Source organism: Cytobacillus oceanisediminis, assembly GCF_022811925.1.
GTDB lineage: Bacteria > Bacillota > Bacilli > Bacillales > Cytobacillaceae > Cytobacillus > Cytobacillus oceanisediminis_D.
The window spans coordinates 324,463-341,007 of the sequence record NZ_CP065511.1; the positions used below are offsets into that span (position 1 = coordinate 324,463).

17 protein-coding genes are annotated in these 16,545 nt (G+C 45.0%); all 17 read left to right on the forward strand.

The annotated features are described in order from the left end of the window. Positions 1 to 180 precede the first annotated feature (180 nt). The 17 genes from IRB79_RS01620 (at position 181) to dusB (ending at position 16,384) form a co-directional block, all read left to right on the forward strand. Positions 181 to 918 (forward strand): VWA domain-containing protein, encoded by a 738-nt coding sequence (locus IRB79_RS01620; protein WP_206845852.1) that lies wholly within the window; start codon positions 181 to 183, stop codon positions 916 to 918. Beyond that, entirely contained in the window at positions 887 to 1,864 is a 978-nt protein-coding gene (locus IRB79_RS01625; RefSeq protein ID WP_243509152.1) for a serine/threonine protein kinase, read from the forward strand. Before IRB79_RS01620 ends, IRB79_RS01625 begins: the two co-directional genes overlap by 32 nt. Before the next feature lie 211 nt (positions 1,865 to 2,075). Beyond that, positions 2,076 to 3,464, forward strand: coding sequence for a tRNA lysidine(34) synthetase TilS (gene tilS, locus IRB79_RS01630; RefSeq protein ID WP_243506461.1), 1,389 nt, complete (start codon positions 2,076 to 2,078; stop codon positions 3,462 to 3,464). Between the two features lie 23 nt (positions 3,465 to 3,487). Then, entirely contained in the window at positions 3,488 to 4,033 is a 546-nt protein-coding gene (gene hpt / locus IRB79_RS01635) for a hypoxanthine phosphoribosyltransferase (RefSeq protein ID WP_221878799.1), read from the forward strand. 143 nt (positions 4,034 to 4,176) lie between these two features. After that, positions 4,177 to 6,168 (forward strand): ATP-dependent zinc metalloprotease FtsH, encoded by a 1,992-nt coding sequence (ftsH, locus tag IRB79_RS01640; RefSeq protein WP_206845845.1) that lies wholly within the window; start codon positions 4,177 to 4,179, stop codon positions 6,166 to 6,168. A gap of 164 nt (positions 6,169 to 6,332) precedes the next feature. After that, positions 6,333 to 7,118: a type III pantothenate kinase gene (locus IRB79_RS01645; protein WP_221878798.1), complete on the forward strand. Its 786-nt coding sequence runs from the start codon at positions 6,333 to 6,335 to the stop codon at positions 7,116 to 7,118. A gap of 156 nt (positions 7,119 to 7,274) precedes the next feature. Beyond that, entirely contained in the window at positions 7,275 to 8,153 is an 879-nt protein-coding gene (hslO, locus tag IRB79_RS01650) for an Hsp33 family molecular chaperone HslO (RefSeq protein ID WP_243506462.1), read from the forward strand. Positions 8,154 to 8,357: 204 nt separating this feature from the next. Next, positions 8,358 to 9,224, forward strand: coding sequence for a peptidyl-prolyl cis-trans isomerase (locus IRB79_RS01655; RefSeq protein WP_243506463.1), 867 nt, complete (start codon positions 8,358 to 8,360; stop codon positions 9,222 to 9,224). A gap of 195 nt (positions 9,225 to 9,419) precedes the next feature. After that, the gene (gene cysK / locus IRB79_RS01660) at positions 9,420 to 10,349 is read left to right on the forward strand and encodes a cysteine synthase A (protein WP_243506464.1); all 930 of its coding nucleotides are present in this window, start codon (positions 9,420 to 9,422) and stop codon (positions 10,347 to 10,349) included. Positions 10,350 to 10,584: 235 nt separating this feature from the next. Further along, positions 10,585 to 12,000, forward strand: a complete 1,416-nt coding sequence (gene pabB / locus IRB79_RS01665) for an aminodeoxychorismate synthase, component I (RefSeq protein ID WP_243506465.1) — start codon at positions 10,585 to 10,587, stop codon at positions 11,998 to 12,000. Next, positions 11,997 to 12,590, forward strand: coding sequence for an aminodeoxychorismate/anthranilate synthase component II (pabA, locus tag IRB79_RS01670; protein WP_048008791.1), 594 nt, complete (start codon positions 11,997 to 11,999; stop codon positions 12,588 to 12,590). Before pabB ends, pabA begins: the two co-directional genes overlap by 4 nt. 3 nt (positions 12,591 to 12,593) lie before the next feature. Further along, complete coding sequence (gene pabC, locus IRB79_RS01675) at positions 12,594 to 13,451, forward strand: aminodeoxychorismate lyase (RefSeq protein ID WP_243506466.1); 858 nt, start codon at positions 12,594 to 12,596, stop codon at positions 13,449 to 13,451. Positions 13,452 to 13,462: 11 nt separating this feature from the next. Next, positions 13,463 to 14,299, forward strand: coding sequence for a dihydropteroate synthase (folP, locus tag IRB79_RS01680; RefSeq protein WP_243506467.1), 837 nt, complete (start codon positions 13,463 to 13,465; stop codon positions 14,297 to 14,299). Next, positions 14,292 to 14,654, forward strand: coding sequence for a dihydroneopterin aldolase (gene folB / locus IRB79_RS01685; protein WP_197204236.1), 363 nt, complete (start codon positions 14,292 to 14,294; stop codon positions 14,652 to 14,654). The genes folP and folB overlap by 8 nt, the downstream gene beginning before the upstream one ends. Further along, positions 14,651 to 15,178 (forward strand): 2-amino-4-hydroxy-6-hydroxymethyldihydropteridine diphosphokinase, encoded by a 528-nt coding sequence (gene folK / locus IRB79_RS01690; protein ID WP_197204235.1) that lies wholly within the window; start codon positions 14,651 to 14,653, stop codon positions 15,176 to 15,178. Before folB ends, folK begins: the two co-directional genes overlap by 4 nt. After that, the gene (locus tag IRB79_RS01695; RefSeq protein WP_048008796.1) at positions 15,130 to 15,345 is read left to right on the forward strand and encodes a helix-turn-helix domain-containing protein; all 216 of its coding nucleotides are present in this window, start codon (positions 15,130 to 15,132) and stop codon (positions 15,343 to 15,345) included. Before folK ends, IRB79_RS01695 begins: the two co-directional genes overlap by 49 nt. A gap of 37 nt (positions 15,346 to 15,382) precedes the next feature. Then, entirely contained in the window at positions 15,383 to 16,384 is a 1,002-nt protein-coding gene (gene dusB / locus IRB79_RS01700) for a tRNA dihydrouridine synthase DusB (RefSeq protein WP_243506468.1), read from the forward strand. The last annotated feature ends 161 nt before the right edge of the window (positions 16,385 to 16,545 follow it).

The following is a 16,545-nucleotide window of genomic DNA, read 5'->3' on the forward strand; positions in this document are numbered from 1 at the left end:
GTCGTCCCTGGGCAGTCGCCTCACATTTCGGGCAACCCTCCCAGAAGGCAAAGAACGCCTTTCCGTGAGGCTAGTCTTGTGCTTGTCGGGGGTGAACAAGGTGCTTCCGCATTTCTTAGGTATAAATCCCCTCCTTTCAGTCGAAAATGCTAACAACTCAAATGTGGAGGGGAGTTTCAAATGAAAACAGGAACACTGAAGCAAATTTTATTGATAACGGATGGCTGTTCAAATCAGGGTGAAGATCCCGTTGCCATGGCGGCTCTGGCCAAGGAGCAGGGAATAACTGTGAATGTAATCGGAGTCATGGAGCAGGATGTCATTGATGAACAGGGAATGAATGAAATTGAAGGAATCGCTATGTCAGGAGGCGGAGTCAGTCAGGTGGTCTACTCTCAGCAGCTGTCCCAGACGGTACAGATGGTGACGAGAAAAGCCATGACCCAGACACTTCAGGGAGTTGTGAACAAAGAGCTCCAGCAGATCCTGGGCGGCTCAAAAACGATGGAAGACCTTCCGCCTGATCAGCGCGGGGAAGTGATGGAGGTCGTGGATGAACTGGGTGAAACGGTTGAACTTGAAGTGCTGGTTCTCGTAGATACCAGTGCAAGCATGAAGCATAAGCTTCCAACCGTTAAGGAAGCCTTGCTGGATCTTTCCCTAAGCCTTAATGCACGATCTGGTGATAACCGTTTTTCCGTATTCGTATTTCCCGGGAAAAAGAAAGATGTCGAAAAACTGCTGGATTGGACACCGAATCTTGAATCGCTGACCAGTATTTTCTCGAAGCTGACAACAGGCGGGATTACGCCTACAGGTCCGGCCATTCATGAGGCACTAAACCATTTTAAGAAAAAACGTTCATTAAGGAGTCTGCTTTCCCGTGATGATGAATCATTCTTTGAAGAGTCAGTGTAAAGTAAACCCTGGTACTGTGATTGAAGGAAAGTGGCACCGAAACCGATATACCATTATAAAGGAATTAGGGTATGGTGCTAATGGGATTGTTTATCTCGCCAAAAACCAAAATCAGCAGGTTGCTTTGAAAATGAGTGATAACGGGATGTCCATCACGTCTGAAGTGAACGTCCTTAAATCCTTTGCAAAGGTCCAAGGCTCTGCCCTCGGGCCTTCTTTGCTTGATGTGGATGATTGGGAAAGAAGGAGCGGAAAGGTTTCGTTCTATGTAATGGAATATATACAGGGCCCTGATTTGCTGACATTTATCCAGCAAAAAGGATCCTCCTGGACTGGTGTTTTAATCGTACAGATGCTGAACGATCTGGATTCATTGCATAAAGCGGGCTGGGTTTTCGGTGATTTAAAGCCGGATAATTTGATCGTAACAGGCCCTCCCTCAAAAATACGCACCATTGATGTGGGCGGAACCACCATTCAAGGCAGGGCGATAAAAGAATTTACCGAGTTTTATGATCGCGGCTATTGGGGATTGGGGACCAGAAAGGCTGATCCGGCCTACGATCTTTTTGCTGCAGCCATGATTTTAATCAATACGGCATACCCAAAAAGGTTTGCCAAGACAACAGGTGACCTCAAACAGCTCAAAATGATGGTCCGCCAAAAGAAAGAACTGCTGAAATACGAAGATGTTATTCTAACTGCCCTGCAAGGCAACTATAGCTCTGCTGGTGAAATGAGAAATGACATGCTCCAGCTCACTCGTTCAAATCCAGCGCTAAGGAGCACAGTAAACAGGAATGCCGGACAAACAGCCAGTCCTCAGCCTGCCAGCAGGCAAGTGTACAGGCAAAAAAAACAGAAAGGGAGCATCTTTGAAACCCTGCTGATTACCCTTATCGTGACGCTTCTTTATTTCATATATATTTATGGGCAGCTGCTTTAAATTTGAGAAAAATGAAACTTTCTTCTCCCTGATCCGTATAGTAAGCTTAATCCCTTTTGATATTTACCCTTTAAAAATGATATGCTTTTCTATATGAAGGATTATGCTGCCCTTTGCAGGGGTAGTATAAAGTGAAACTTCAATTAGAGGATAAGGTTTTTCCTCTGATTGTCAGCGATAAATATATTTCTATCGGATAAGGAAGAAGCCTATGCTCCAAGAGAAAGTGAGTGCTTTCCTTAAGAAAAAGGGACTGGATTTAAACAATAAGAAAATAGTAGTCGGTGTATCAGGAGGGCCGGATTCAATCGCCCTGCTCCATTATTTTTGGAGCCGGAAACAGCAGCTTCAAATCGAACTAATCGCCGCGCATGTTGATCATATGTTCAGAGGCGAAGAATCCTTTCAGGACGCCATGTTTGTGAAGGATTACTGCAAAGAGAAAGCCATTCCATTTGAAATGGAAAGAGTGAATGTACCTGAGTATATGGAGAATTCCGGGAAGAGTTCCCAGACAGCTGCAAGGGATTGCCGCTACAGCTTCTATCAAAGAACCGCCACGAAATATGGGGCAGACTTTATAGCGCTGGGACATCATGGCGATGATCAGGTTGAAACCATATTAATGCGGCTTACAAGGGGAAGCGCCGGCAGCGCAAGGGCAGGAATTCCCTTCATGCGTTCATTTAGCGATTATTTTATCATCCGCCCTTTCCTATGCTTGAATAGAGCCGAAATCGAAAGCTACTGCCTAAAAGAACGCTTGAACCCCCGGCGGGATCCAAGCAATGAAAAAGGAATATACAGCCGCAACCGATTCAGGCAGGAAGTGCTCCCATTCCTGAGAAAAGAAAACCCTCAGGTGCATGAGCATTTTCAAAGATTCAGCGAAGATTTGCAAAGTGATGAAGCATATCTGCAGGAATTAACTGTCCATAAAATGAATACAGTAATGAAAAAGAAAGCCAATGAGGAAATTAGTATGGATATCGATGCTTTCGAGGCAATGCCAATGCCTTTACAAAGGAGAGGGATTCAACTAATATTAAACTATCTTTATAAGGAAAGGCCGGCATCGTTATCGGCATCTCATATAGAGAGCATTTTTTCCTTAATGAAAAGTCCTCATCCATCGGGAAATTTAGATTTTCCAGGCGGTTTACACATTGTACGCTCCTACCGGCAATGCCACTTCTTATTCCCGAAGGAACCTGTACAATCCTATCGATATGAAGTCTTCGAACCTGCAAGCATTAAACTCCCAAACGGCGGATCGATTATCCTTGAATATGCTGACTGTCCTGAAGGAATTCTAAACAATGATACCCTGGTATTAGGCAGGGAGGATGCTTCTCTTCCAATCATTATCAGGACAAGAGAAAAGGGAGACCGCATGACGCTTAAAGGAATGCAGGGGTCCCGAAAGATTAAGGACATTTTCATCGACCATAAAGTACCGCTCCATGATCGGAAAACCTGGCCAATTGTGACAGATGCACAAGGCAGGATCCTGTGGGTGCCTGGTTTGAAGAAATCACATGATGATAGGCAGCAGCAATCTTGTACCAGTTATATTATTTTAAAATACATAAAGCAATGATCTTCTAGGGGGCACAATAAATGATGAAAAATGATATTGAAAAAGTACTGATTTCGGAAGAGGAGCTGCAGGATAAGATTAAATCCCTTGCTGCTGAACTTACTGAAGAATACCAGGACCGATTCCCGCTTGCCATTGGGGTTTTAAAAGGGGCAATGCCTTTCATGAGCGATCTTTTAAAGCGCGTGGATACATATCTTGAGATGGACTTCATGGATGTATCAAGCTATGGAAATGCAATGGTTTCTTCGGGAGAAGTGAAAATTCTGAAAGACCTTGATACTTCTGTGGAAGGCAGAGATATTCTAATCATTGAGGATATCATCGACAGCGGCTTGACACTCAGCTACCTTGTTGAGCTGTTCCGCTACAGAAAAGCGAAAAGCATTAAGATTGTAACACTGCTTGACAAGCCAACAGGAAGAAAGGCTGATATCAAAGCTGATTATGTAGGATTTATTGTTCCTGATGAATTCGTAGTCGGCTACGGCTTGGATTACGCGGAAAAGTACCGTAATCTTCCATATATTGGAGTCCTGAAGCCGGAAGTATACAGCAATAACGATTAAGGAAATCCTAAGCATTGATCTTGCATTAAAGCCCTTTACTGAAACAAGAATCACCCGGTTTTAAGAAGTCTAATTCCTTGTATTGGCACGATTTTCTATGATACTATACACTATAGTTTGTTTACCGTGGGAGGAGGTAAGGGATGAATCGGATCTTCCGGAATACCATCTTTTATTTATTAATATTTTTAGTCATTATTGGAGTTGTCAGCTTCTTTAACGGCAACAATGAACCAACGGAGCACATCTCTTATAATAAATTTGTTGATCACTTGGAAAGCGGCGATATTACGTCCATTTCCCTTCAGCCTGAGAGAGGTGTATTTGAAGTAAGGGGTCAGCTAGAAGGATATGAGGAAGGCAAATACTTCCTGACTTATATCATGAACAATGATAATATCCTTGACCGTGTGGATCAATTAGCCCAGTCTTCAGATGTTGAAGTCATGCCGGCTAAGGAAACAAGCGGATGGGTGACATTCTTTACGTCAATCATTCCTTTCATCATCATCTTCATACTATTCTTCTTCCTGCTGAATCAGGCGCAGGGCGGAGGCAGCCGTGTGATGAACTTCGGCAAAAGCAAAGCCAAGCTATATGATGAAAGCAAAAAGAAAGTGCGCTTTAAAGATGTTGCAGGCGCCGATGAAGAAAAGCAGGAGCTTGTTGAGGTCGTTGAGTTCCTTAAAGACCCGCGCAAGTTTGCTGAATTGGGAGCAAGAATTCCTAAAGGGGTTCTTCTTGTAGGACCTCCGGGAACAGGTAAAACCTTGCTTGCACGGGCTGCAGCCGGTGAAGCAGGCGTTCCGTTCTTCTCTATAAGCGGTTCTGATTTCGTTGAAATGTTCGTAGGTGTGGGTGCTTCCCGTGTCCGTGACTTATTCGAAAATGCGAAAAAGAACGCGCCATGTATTATTTTTATCGATGAAATTGATGCAGTAGGACGCCAGCGTGGTGCCGGCCTTGGCGGCGGACACGATGAACGCGAGCAGACCCTTAACCAGCTTTTAGTTGAAATGGATGGGTTTGGAGCAAATGAAGGAATTATCATCATTGCTGCCACAAACCGTCCGGATATTCTTGACCCGGCATTATTGCGTCCGGGACGTTTTGACAGACAAATTACGGTTGACCGCCCAGACGTCAAAGGCCGTGAAGCAGTGCTTAAAGTACATGCCCGCAACAAGCCTTTAGATGAGTCGGTTAACTTAAAGAGCATTGCGATGCGTACACCTGGTTTTTCAGGTGCAGACCTTGAAAATCTATTGAATGAAGCAGCGCTTGTAGCTGCCCGCCGCAATAAGAAAAAAGTCGATATGGAAGATATCGATGAAGCAACAGACCGCGTTATTGCGGGACCAGCTAAGAAAAGCCGTGTTATTTCCCAAAAGGAAAGAAATATCGTTGCTTTCCACGAAGCGGGTCATACGGTCATCGGTTTAGTGCTTGATGAAGCTGAAATGGTTCATAAAGTGACAATCGTGCCGCGCGGCCAGGCTGGCGGATATGCAGTTATGCTCCCGAAAGAAGATCGATACTTCCAGACGAAGCCTGAGCTTCTCGACAAAATTGTCGGCTTGCTTGGGGGGCGTGTTGCGGAGGAAATCGTGTTCGGCGAAGTAAGTACAGGTGCCCATAATGACTTCCAGCGTGCGACAGGTATTGCACGCCGCATGGTAACCGAATTTGGAATGAGCGATAAGCTTGGACCATTGCAGTTCGGACAGTCTCAGGGCGGCCAGGTCTTCCTTGGACGTGACTTCCATAATGAACAGAACTATTCAGATGCAATCGCATATGAAATCGATCTTGAAATCCAGCGCATTATCAAGGAATCTTATGAAAGAGCAAGAAAGCTCTTAACGGAAAACCGAGATAAGCTGAATCTAATCGCCAATACATTGCTTGAAGTCGAAACGCTTGATGCGGAGCAAATCAAGCATCTATCAGAACATGGCAGACTGCCTGACCGTTCAGTGACTTCCATTTCAACTGATGAAGATGTGAAAGTGAACATCAGCATCAAGAAAGAGGATCCTGCTGAAACAGGCGAAATTCCTGAAACCAGGGAAGGCTCAAGCCCTGCAGAAGCGGATGTGCCTCCTGCCATCGATGAAGAACGCAAAGACAAATAATCAAAAAGCGCCTCTAGGGGCGCTTTTTTTGCGGAAAAAATATCAATTGCCAGACTGGGTGGAATTTTCGATTACACGAAACAATAACAGTTGTGATATGATGTTTTCAGTGAAAAAATAAAGCTATTGAGCTTTTTTTAAATAATCATAAAGTGGTGAGAATGTTGATCTTTGTTTTCGACGTGGGAAATACAAATATCGTTCTGGGTGTCTATGACCAAGATGAATTAAAGCATCATTGGCGAATTGAAACCAACCGGAATAAAACAGAAGATGAATACGGAATGATTGTGAAGTCTCTGTTTGAGCATGTGAATCTTTCCTTTTCAGATATAGATGGCATTATCATTTCCTCTGTAGTGCCGCCAATCATGTTTTCGCTTGAAAGAATGTGCCAGAAATACTTCCATGTTAAGCCCCTTGTCGTGGGTCCTGGAATCAAGACAGGCTTAAACATCAAGTACGAAAATCCGAGGGAAGTTGGTGCAGACCGCATCGTCAATGCAATAGCAGCCATTCATGAATATGGCAGCCCGTTAGTCATTGTCGATTTTGGAACAGCCACTACCTATTGCTATATCAATGAAAATAAGCAATATATGGGTGGCGCAATTGCTCCCGGAATCGGAATCTCGACCGAGGCTCTTTACTCCCGTGCAGCCAAGCTTCCAAGAATAGAAATTGCCCGTCCTGATCATATTGTCGGGAAGAATACCGTATCTGCCATGCAGGCTGGGATTTTATATGGTTATGTTGGCCAGGTTGAAGGTATAGTAAAAAGAATGAAAGATCAGGCAGTTCAAAAACCTACTGTCATTGCCACTGGAGGTCTCGCAGGCCTAATTGCGCAGGAATCGGATATTATTGATGTCGTGGATCCATTTTTAACTTTAAAGGGTCTGCAGATTATTTATAAACGAAATATGGAAACCATAAAAAATAGGACGTAAGCTTTTAAAAAGCCGCTGCATTATAAGCGGTTTTCTGGAAGATAAGTATGTGTAAACTTTTTGGACTTCGAAAATTGTCTAGCGCAAGCAGCCTACCCCCTCTAGGGTGTCGGTGGTGGGCAAGGCGCTTGCGCTTTTCGTAGAAAGGAGCAAAAAATGAGCGATTATCTAGTAAAAGCACTTGCATATGATGGACAAGTCCGTGCCTATGCATCCCGCACTACCGAAACAGTTGGGGAGGGCCAGCGCAGGCATTATACATGGCCAACCGCCTCAGCTGCTCTGGGCAGATCTATGACGGCGGGTGTGATGATGGGCGCCATGCTGAAGGGTGATAACAAGCTGACCATTAAAATTGAAGGCGGCGGTCCAATTGGCGCTATCCTGGTAGACAGCAATGCAAAGGGAGAGGTGCGCGGATATGTAACAAATCCGCAGACCCACTTCGATCTTAATGAACAGGGCAAGCTTGATGTGCGCCGTGCGGTCGGAACTGAAGGGACCTTGACTGTCGTGAAGGACATCGGAATGAGAGAACACTTCACAGGACAGGTTCCGCTGATTTCCGGAGAACTTGGAGAAGATTTCACTTATTACTTTGTTACTTCTGAACAGGTGCCTTCTTCCGTTGGAGTGGGTGTTCTCGTTAACCCCGACAACTCCATTCTTGCTGCTGGGGGCTTTATTCTGCAGCTTATGCCGGGAACCGGTGAAGAGACGATTACATTAATTGAAAACAGGCTAAAAGAGATCCCGCCTGTATCAAAATTGATCCAGCAGGGATTAACGCCTGAAGAGCTATTGGAAACGATCCTTGGCAAAGACAATGTGAAGTTCCTTGAGAAGCTTCCTGTATCCTTTACTTGTACATGTTCAAAAGAGCGTTTTGCCAATGCAATTATCAGCCTGGGTGAAGAGGAAATCCAGCAGATGATCGATGAAGACGGCCAGGCTGAAGCTTCCTGTCATTTCTGCAATGAGAAATACCATTACACTAAAGAAGAACTGGAAGAATTAAAGAACGAAGTAAAGTAATAAGCTTGAAATTGATTAAGCGTCTGCCTATAGGTCCCAAATAGCTCCCGAAAAAAAGGTCAAGCTGTTTGGGGGAACGGGAAGCTTATGCTTTTTGTATTAACAAAATTTATATCTTTGAACTTCGAGAACTGTCTAGCTCCATCGCCTATCCCCTCGAGGTGCCGGGGGTGGGCAAGGCGCTTTTCGTAGGGGGAGGAGCACTTGGAAAAGAGACAGCTTTTAATGATCATTGCCGGTTTGGTGTTGCTGAATCTTATCACATTGGCCTTTTTGCTTTTTAAAGGCGATGGCAGCCGGGAAGCAGTAGCAAAAGTCGGCGGAGACAAAATCACTCGCCAGGAATGGATGAGTGAAATGGAAACAAAATACGGGAAAAGCACATTAAGTGAATTAATTGATCAGAAGGTCATTGAAGAAGCAGGGGAAAAATACGGGGTGAAGATCTCTGATAAGGCTGTAGATCTTGAACTGAAAATGGTCAAGACTATGTACGGCGGCAATTTCACCGAAGAGATGAGCGAAGACAAGTGGCGCAGGCAAATCAAGAATAATCTTATTCTTGAAGAACTGCTGACTGCCGATGTCTCCGTCCCGGAAGAAGAAATGAAGAGTTATTATGAACAAAACAGCAGCCAGTTCCAAGTTCCGGACACCTATCACATCTCTCAGATTATCGTTAAAACAAAAGAAGAAGCGGAACAGACATTAAAGGAGCTGGATGAAGGCTCGAGCTTCTCTGTGCTGGCGATGGAACGGTCGATCGATGAATTTACCGCCGGTCTGGGGGGGAATGCAGGGTATGTCAGTGAAGATGATGAACACATACCGGCAGAAGTCCTGGAACAGGTTAAAACCCTTAAGCCCGGCAAGTGGACCAAGCCGATTAAAACGGAAGATGGATATGCCGTTGTAATGCTTCATGAGCATTTAAAGGGAGAAAATTATTCCTTTAAAGAAGTGAAGAGCATGATTCGCCGCCAGATCGCTCTTGAGCAGATGGATGTTCCTGTCTCTGCCAAGCCCTTTTGGAATGAAGCAGAAGTTGAGTGGTTTTACGGTGAGCAGTAAATAAAAAGCACGGAGGGGTTTCCGTGTTTTTTTCTGTATAAATTGCGTATCATGTATAAAAATGGGTAGTTTAAATATAATGACAAAAGTATGAATTTTCTTTTAAATAGCAATCAAATTCATTGACATTCCCATTGGAAATTGGTAAATTTGTATTAAACCAATAAAAATAGTCGGAAATGAGGAGTGGGGAAAATGGTACGTGTAGCAAATTCTATTGCAGACCTTGTTGGCCAGACGCCAATTGTGAAACTAAACCGTTTAGTTGATGATAATAGTGCAGATGTTTATCTAAAATTGGAATACATGAATCCTGGAAGCAGCGTAAAAGACCGTATTGCCCTGGCAATGATCACTGCCGCAGAGAAAGAAGGAAGCCTCAAACCAGGTGATACCATTATTGAACCGACAAGCGGAAATACAGGAATCGGATTAGCGATGATTGCAGCAGCAAAAGGCTATAAAGCGGTTCTGGTCATGCCGGAGACGATGAGTATGGAGCGCCGCAATTTGCTTCGTGCTTACGGTGCCGACCTTGTACTCACACCTGGACCGGAAGGGATGGGCGGGGCGATCCGCAAGGCTCAGGAATTGGCAAAGGAAAATGGCTATTTCGTGCCTCAGCAGTTTGAAAACCCTGCGAACCCTGAAATTCACCGTTTAACAACAGGACCTGAAATCACAGAGCAAATGGGCGACCAGCTGGATGCATTCATATCCGGAATCGGTACAGGCGGAACGATTACAGGTGCAGGCCAAGTGCTTAAAGAAAAATATAAAAACATCAAAATTTACGCAGTTGAACCAACTGATTCACCTGTACTATCAGGCGGAAAGCCGGGCCCTCATAAAATCCAGGGCATTGGAGCAGGATTTGTACCGGATACGCTGGATACAAAGATTTATGATGAAGTGATTCAAATTACAAATGATGAGGCATTTGAATATGCCCGCCGCGCGGCCAAGGAAGAAGGAATCCTAGGAGGAATTTCCTCTGGTGCGGCGATCAGTGCGGCCCTAAAAGTTGCCAAAGAGCTTGGAAAAGGGAAAAAGGTTTTGGCTATTATCCCAAGTAACGGCGAGCGTTATTTAAGTACTCCTTTATACCAATTTGAAGCTGAATAATTGATATGACAGCGGTCTTCGATGGCCGCTGTTTTTTGTCGTATAGGAAACTACAAAATTGAACGATGTAAATAACTCTGTGGAAGAGTGTCTGCATCTAGCTCCAGCGCCTACCCCCTCGAGGTGTCGGGGGTGGGCAAGGCGCTTCCGCTTTTGTTTCGTACAATAAAAATTATGAAAGCATGCCCTACATAATGTATGATGAAAAAAGAGAAAAATATAGGGGTGACACTCATTGAAGCAGCTTCACATCCATGCAAAAAAAATACCTTATACATATAATCGATTTTTCCGCCAATACCGCTCACTGTCGGAGGGATTGGCACATCATATTTTACTTGAAAGCGGACGGGGAGGCAGGTACAGTATCGCAGCTTTTGAGCCGGAAGCCATTTTAACAGGCAAAAATTCAGAACTTGAAATTGTTAGAGACGGCGAAAAACAGGTGCTGGAAGGTAACCCCCTTCACTTAATGCAGGAATGGCTGAATCAATATAAAGCAGATAAGCTCGATGAACTTCCTGACTTTCAGGGAGGAGCAATCGGGTTTATCAGCTATGATTACGCACGTTATATCGAAAAGCTTCCAAATGAAGCTCAAGATGATCTGCAGATACCTGATATTCATTTTTTTATTTATAAAGAATGCTTTGTCTTTGACCATGAAACCGAAGAGCTCTGGCTGATTTTCTTATACGAAAAAGGGGAAGAGCGCGCGATTGAGGAACGGGCAGATAATTGGGAGCAGAGATGGAAGAATGAAAGTAAGGAGCCTTCTGCGAAAGCGGAATACAATCAGGCTGAAAATACACTTGGTGTATCCATGAATGAAGAAGAATTCATGGCTGCCGTCAGGAGTATTCAGGAATATATTTCACAGGGAGATGTCTTTCAGGTAAATCTCTCGGTACGCCAAAGCCGCCCAATTCATATTCAGGCAATGGATGTATACGAACAGCTGAGAGCGTTAAACCCGTCTCCATACATGGGGTATTTCCACACGCCGGGATACCAGCTTGTAAGCGGATCTCCGGAACTGCTGATTAAGAAAAAAGGAAACACCGTCAGTACGCGGCCGATTGCCGGGACAAGATCCCGCGGGAAGGACCATGAGGAGGACCTCAAGCTCGCCAGTGAACTGATTGAAAATGAGAAAGAACGTGCAGAGCACGTAATGCTGGTCGATCTGGAGCGAAATGACCTGGGAAGAGTCTGCAAATATGGCACCGTAACAGTGGATGAGTTCATGGTCATTGAAAAATATTCACATGTGATGCATATTGTCTCCAATGTAAAAGGAGAGCTGACAGAAGGCAAAAGTGCAGTTGATATCATTGACGCTGTATTTCCCGGGGGAACGATTACGGGTGCCCCTAAGGTGCGCACCATGGAGATCATTGAAGAGCTTGAACCGGTCACAAGGGGACCATACACCGGCTCTCTTGGCTGGATCAATTTCAGCGGTGATCTTGAGCTGAATATCATCATCCGCACTATGCTCGTTAAAGATGGACAGGCCCATGTGCAGGCAGGTGCAGGCATTGTCATTGACTCCAATCCGAAAAATGAATACAAAGAGTCACTGAAAAAGGCAATTGCTCTTTGGAAAGCAAAAGAACTCGCAGAACAGGCAAAAGGGGATCAGCTATGATTTATATGATCGATAATTATGATTCTTTTACGTATAATCTCGTACAGTATCTCGGTGAATTAGGCGAAGAGCTGGTTGTCAAAAGAAACGATGAAACATCGATTTCTGAAATAGGCAGTATGCAGCCGAAGTTCCTGATGATCTCTCCGGGTCCGTGCAGCCCGAATGAAGCAGGCATCAGCCTGAAAGCCATTGAAGCTTTTGCGGGCAAAATCCCGGTCTTTGGCGTTTGTCTTGGACATCAGTCAATTGCTCAAGTATTCGGAGGCGATGTGGTGCAGGCAGAGCGTCTGATGCATGGAAAAACCTCTGACATTTTTCATGATGGAAAGTCTATATTTAAAGACCTGCCCAACCCTTTTCCTGCTACCCGCTACCATTCGCTGATTGTCAAAAAGGAAACACTTCCTGAATGTCTTGAGGTTTCAGCATGGACAGCTGAGGGAGAGATTATGGCCATTCGCCATAAGGAATTGCCTGTAGAAGGTGTTCAATTCCACCCTGAGTCAATTATGACCACGGCCGGAAAGGAACTCCTTCAGAATTTTATTCAGCATTACAAAGCGTCACTGCAGGCAGAGGGGCTGTAAACCTTGTATATTTATATGAATGGGGAAATTGTCAGGAAAGAGGAGGCCAGGATCTCTCCTTTTGATCATGGCTTTTTATATGGAATGGGGCTGTTTGAGACGTTCCGTGTCTATAATGGGCATCCCTTTTTATTGGACGATCATCTGGAGAGGCTGAACCGAAGCCTTAAAGCGATAAATATCGAAGCATTTTATACCAGGGAACAGGTGCTCGCAGCGCTGGATATGCTGCTGGGAAAAAACGGATACCATAATGCCTATATCCGGATGAATGTGTCAGCGGGTAACGGGGAGATTGGCCTGCAGACAGATTCGTACAAAAACCCGAATACGATTATTTTCTGCAAACCGCTTCCGCCAAGAAGTGCAAGCGCAGAAAAGCAGGCAGTGATGCTTGAGATTCCCCGCAATACACCTGAAGGGGCCGAACGTCTGAAGTCCCACCATTATTTAAATAACATTCTGGCTAAAAAGGAAGCGGGGGACGATCCAGGCATAGAAGGGATCTTCCTGACCAGGGATGGCTACCTGGCAGAAGGAATCACTTCGAACTTATTCTGGATTCGTGATGGCCATTTATTTACCCCGTCTCTTCATACCGGCATACTAAACGGCATTACCCGGGAATTTGTAATCAGGCTTGCCGGAAAGATGGGGATGAATGTGGAGGAAGGCCTGTACAGACCAGAAGCTGTAAGAGATGCGGATGAAGTTTTTGTCACGAACTCCATCCAGGAAATTGTGCCAATGTTCTCGTTTGACGGCCATTCAATGCCAGGGTTATCCGGGAAGAAAACATCGGAGCTCCAGATGCACTATGAAAACAACTGTGAACACTTATGGAGCAGGAATGAACTGTAGGAGGATTCAGAATGTCTAAAACAACAATTCAGTGTGGGCCATATACGCTAGATTACGGGAAGAAAACCATTGTAATGGGAATTTTAAATGCAACGCCTGACTCCTTTTCGGATGGGGGCAAATACAGTCAGCAGGATCTGGCAGTCAAGCATGCTCTGGAAATGGTTGAAAACGGAGCAGATATCATTGATGTCGGCGGAGAGTCAACCCGTCCGGGATTTGATCCGGTGCCTGCAGACGAAGAGCTGAAGCGTGTTCTTCCTGTTATTGAGGCAATTTCAAAAGAAGTGGATGTTCCGATATCCATTGATACCTATAAAGCCGAGGTCGCCAGGCAGGCCATTGAAGCCGGGGCCCACATTATCAATGATGTGTGGGGAGCCAAAGTGGATCCTGAAATGGCGGCAGCTGCAGCAGAAACAGGAGCGCCGATCATCTTAATGCATAACCGCAAGGATATGGAATACACATCCTTTTTCCGTGATGTCATGAATGACCTGTACGAAAGCATTGCGCTTGTAAAGTCTGCAGGTGTTAAAGACGAGAATATCATCCTTGACCCGGGCATCGGCTTTGCTAAGGACTTGAACTATAATCTGGAAATGATGAGGGATTTGGACAAGCTTGTGGCCATCGGGTATCCTGTGCTGCTTGGCACATCGAAGAAGCGGATGATCGGAACCATCCTGGACCTTCCGGTTGAGGAGCGGACAGAAGGAACGGGAGCGACGGTTTGCTACGGCATCCAAAAGGGCTGCCAGATGATCCGCATTCATGATGTAAAGGAAATGAGCCGAATGGCTAAAATGATGGACGCTTTAATGGGAAAAGGTGAATACAATGGATAAAATTTATGTGAACCGAATGGAGTTTTACGGCTACCATGGTGTTTTCCCGGAAGAAACACGGCTTGGCCAGCGCTTTGCTGTTGACCTTGCTGTCGAAGCAGACCTGAAAAAGGCGGGGGAAACCGATAATCTTGATGACTCCATCAACTATGGCGAGCTGTATGCAGTGTGCAAAGAGGTTGTGGAAGGGGAGCCCTATAAGCTGGTTGAAGCTGTCGCAGAAAAGCTGGCAGCAGAACTTCTTTCCCGGTTCCCGCTTATTCTGCAGCTGACGGTCAAAGTGATCAAGCCTGATCCGCCTATTCCCGGCCACTATCAGTCAGTAGCCGTCGAGATTACGAGAGGCAGATCATGAAGAACACCGCTTTTATTGCGCTTGGCTCAAATATCGGAAGCCGGTTTGACCACTTGAAGAAAGCAGTTGAGATGATTGATCAGCTTCCGCAAACCCAAGTGGTAAATACTTCATCTGTTTATGAAACAGATCCGGTCGGTTATGAAGATCAAGAACAATTTTTGAATATGGCAATCCAAATTTCTACCGGCTTAGATCCTTTTGAATTGCTGGATGCGTGCCTTGATATCGAATTAAAACTTGGGAGAAAAAGGGAAATCCATTGGGGCCCGCGGACAATAGACCTTGACATTTTGCTGTATAGTCACGAAAATATTGAAACAGAGAAGCTAATAGTTCCTCATCCTCGGATGCATGAAAGAGCGTTTGTCCTTGTTCCTCTTTTAGAGGTTGATTCCAGCATCAGGCTTCCGAAGATGGAGCGGCCTTTAATTTCAATACTGGAAGATATACCTGACAGAGAGGGAGTACGGATATGGAAGCAGAAAAATGGGGAAGACGTATTCGCGCTTTTCGAAAGCTAAAAGGATTTACACAAGAAGGATTTGCAAGAGAACTCGGTGTATCGGTTTCAATTTTAGGTGAAATTGAAAGAGGAAACCGGATGCCTGCACCGGCTTTAATCGAGCAGATCGCGCAGGCGCTTAAAGTGACACAGGAAGAATTGGCTCCCAGACAGGAGCAGGATTAATATATAAGTTTGAATAATTACAGAGGGAGGTGCAATTATGTTTAAAATAGGTGATATCGAGCTGAAAAACCGTGTGGTACTGGCTCCAATGGCCGGAGTATGCAATTCCGCTTTCCGTCTGACTGTGAAAGAATTCGGTGCCGGTCTTGTATGTGCTGAGATGGTCAGCGACAAAGGCATTGTCCTCCAGAACGAAAAGACGATGAACATGCTTTATATTGATGAGAGAGAAAAGCCGCTAAGCCTGCAGATTTTCGGAGGCAAAAAAGAGACGCTTGTAGAAGCGGCGAAATTTGTAGATCAAAATACCAATGCGGATATCATCGACATTAACATGGGCTGCCCTGTCCCTAAAATCACCAAATGTGATGCAGGTGCCAAGTGGCTGCTTGACCCGGATAAAATTTATGAAATGGTTTCTGCTGTAACAGCCGCTGTTGAAAAGCCGGTTACCGTAAAAATGCGGATGGGCTGGGATGAAGATCACATCTACGCTGTTAAAAACGCTCAGGCGGTTGAGCGCGCAGGGGGCAAAGCTATAGCCCTTCACGGCCGGACGCGCGTCCAGATGTATGAAGGACAAGCGAACTGGGATATTATTCGCGAAGTAAAGCAGAACATTAACATTCCGCTAATCGGAAATGGTGATGTGGAAACACCTCAGGATGCCAAGCGCATGCTGGATGAAACAGGCTGTGACGGTGTCATGATCGGACGGGCTGCACTGGGGAACCCATGGATGATTTACCGTACAGTCAAATACCTTGAGACGGGTGAATCAATGGGCGAGCCTTCTGTACGAGAGAAGATGGATGTGTGCATCCTCCATTTGGACCGCCTGATTTCATTAAAGGGTGAACATATCGCTGTACTCGAAATGCGAAAGCATGCTGCATGGTACCTGAAAGGAATCCGCGGCAATGCGAAGGTCCGCAATGGAATCAATGAATCCAATACAAGAGAAGAATTGGTGGGCGTTCTTAACGCTCTTGTCATTGATGCAGAAGAAAAAGAAAGAAGCCAGATACAGGCTGTATAACTGCGTAAAGTTTGACAGGCTGACATTCTTTGCCTATAATACTTTTGATAAATGGAAACTGCCAGTGCATGAACTGGCAGTTTTTATTCTATTTAACTATTTAGGATGTCTGATTTGCCAGCATTGTGTAAAATAATAGAGATATACATTTTTGAAGGACC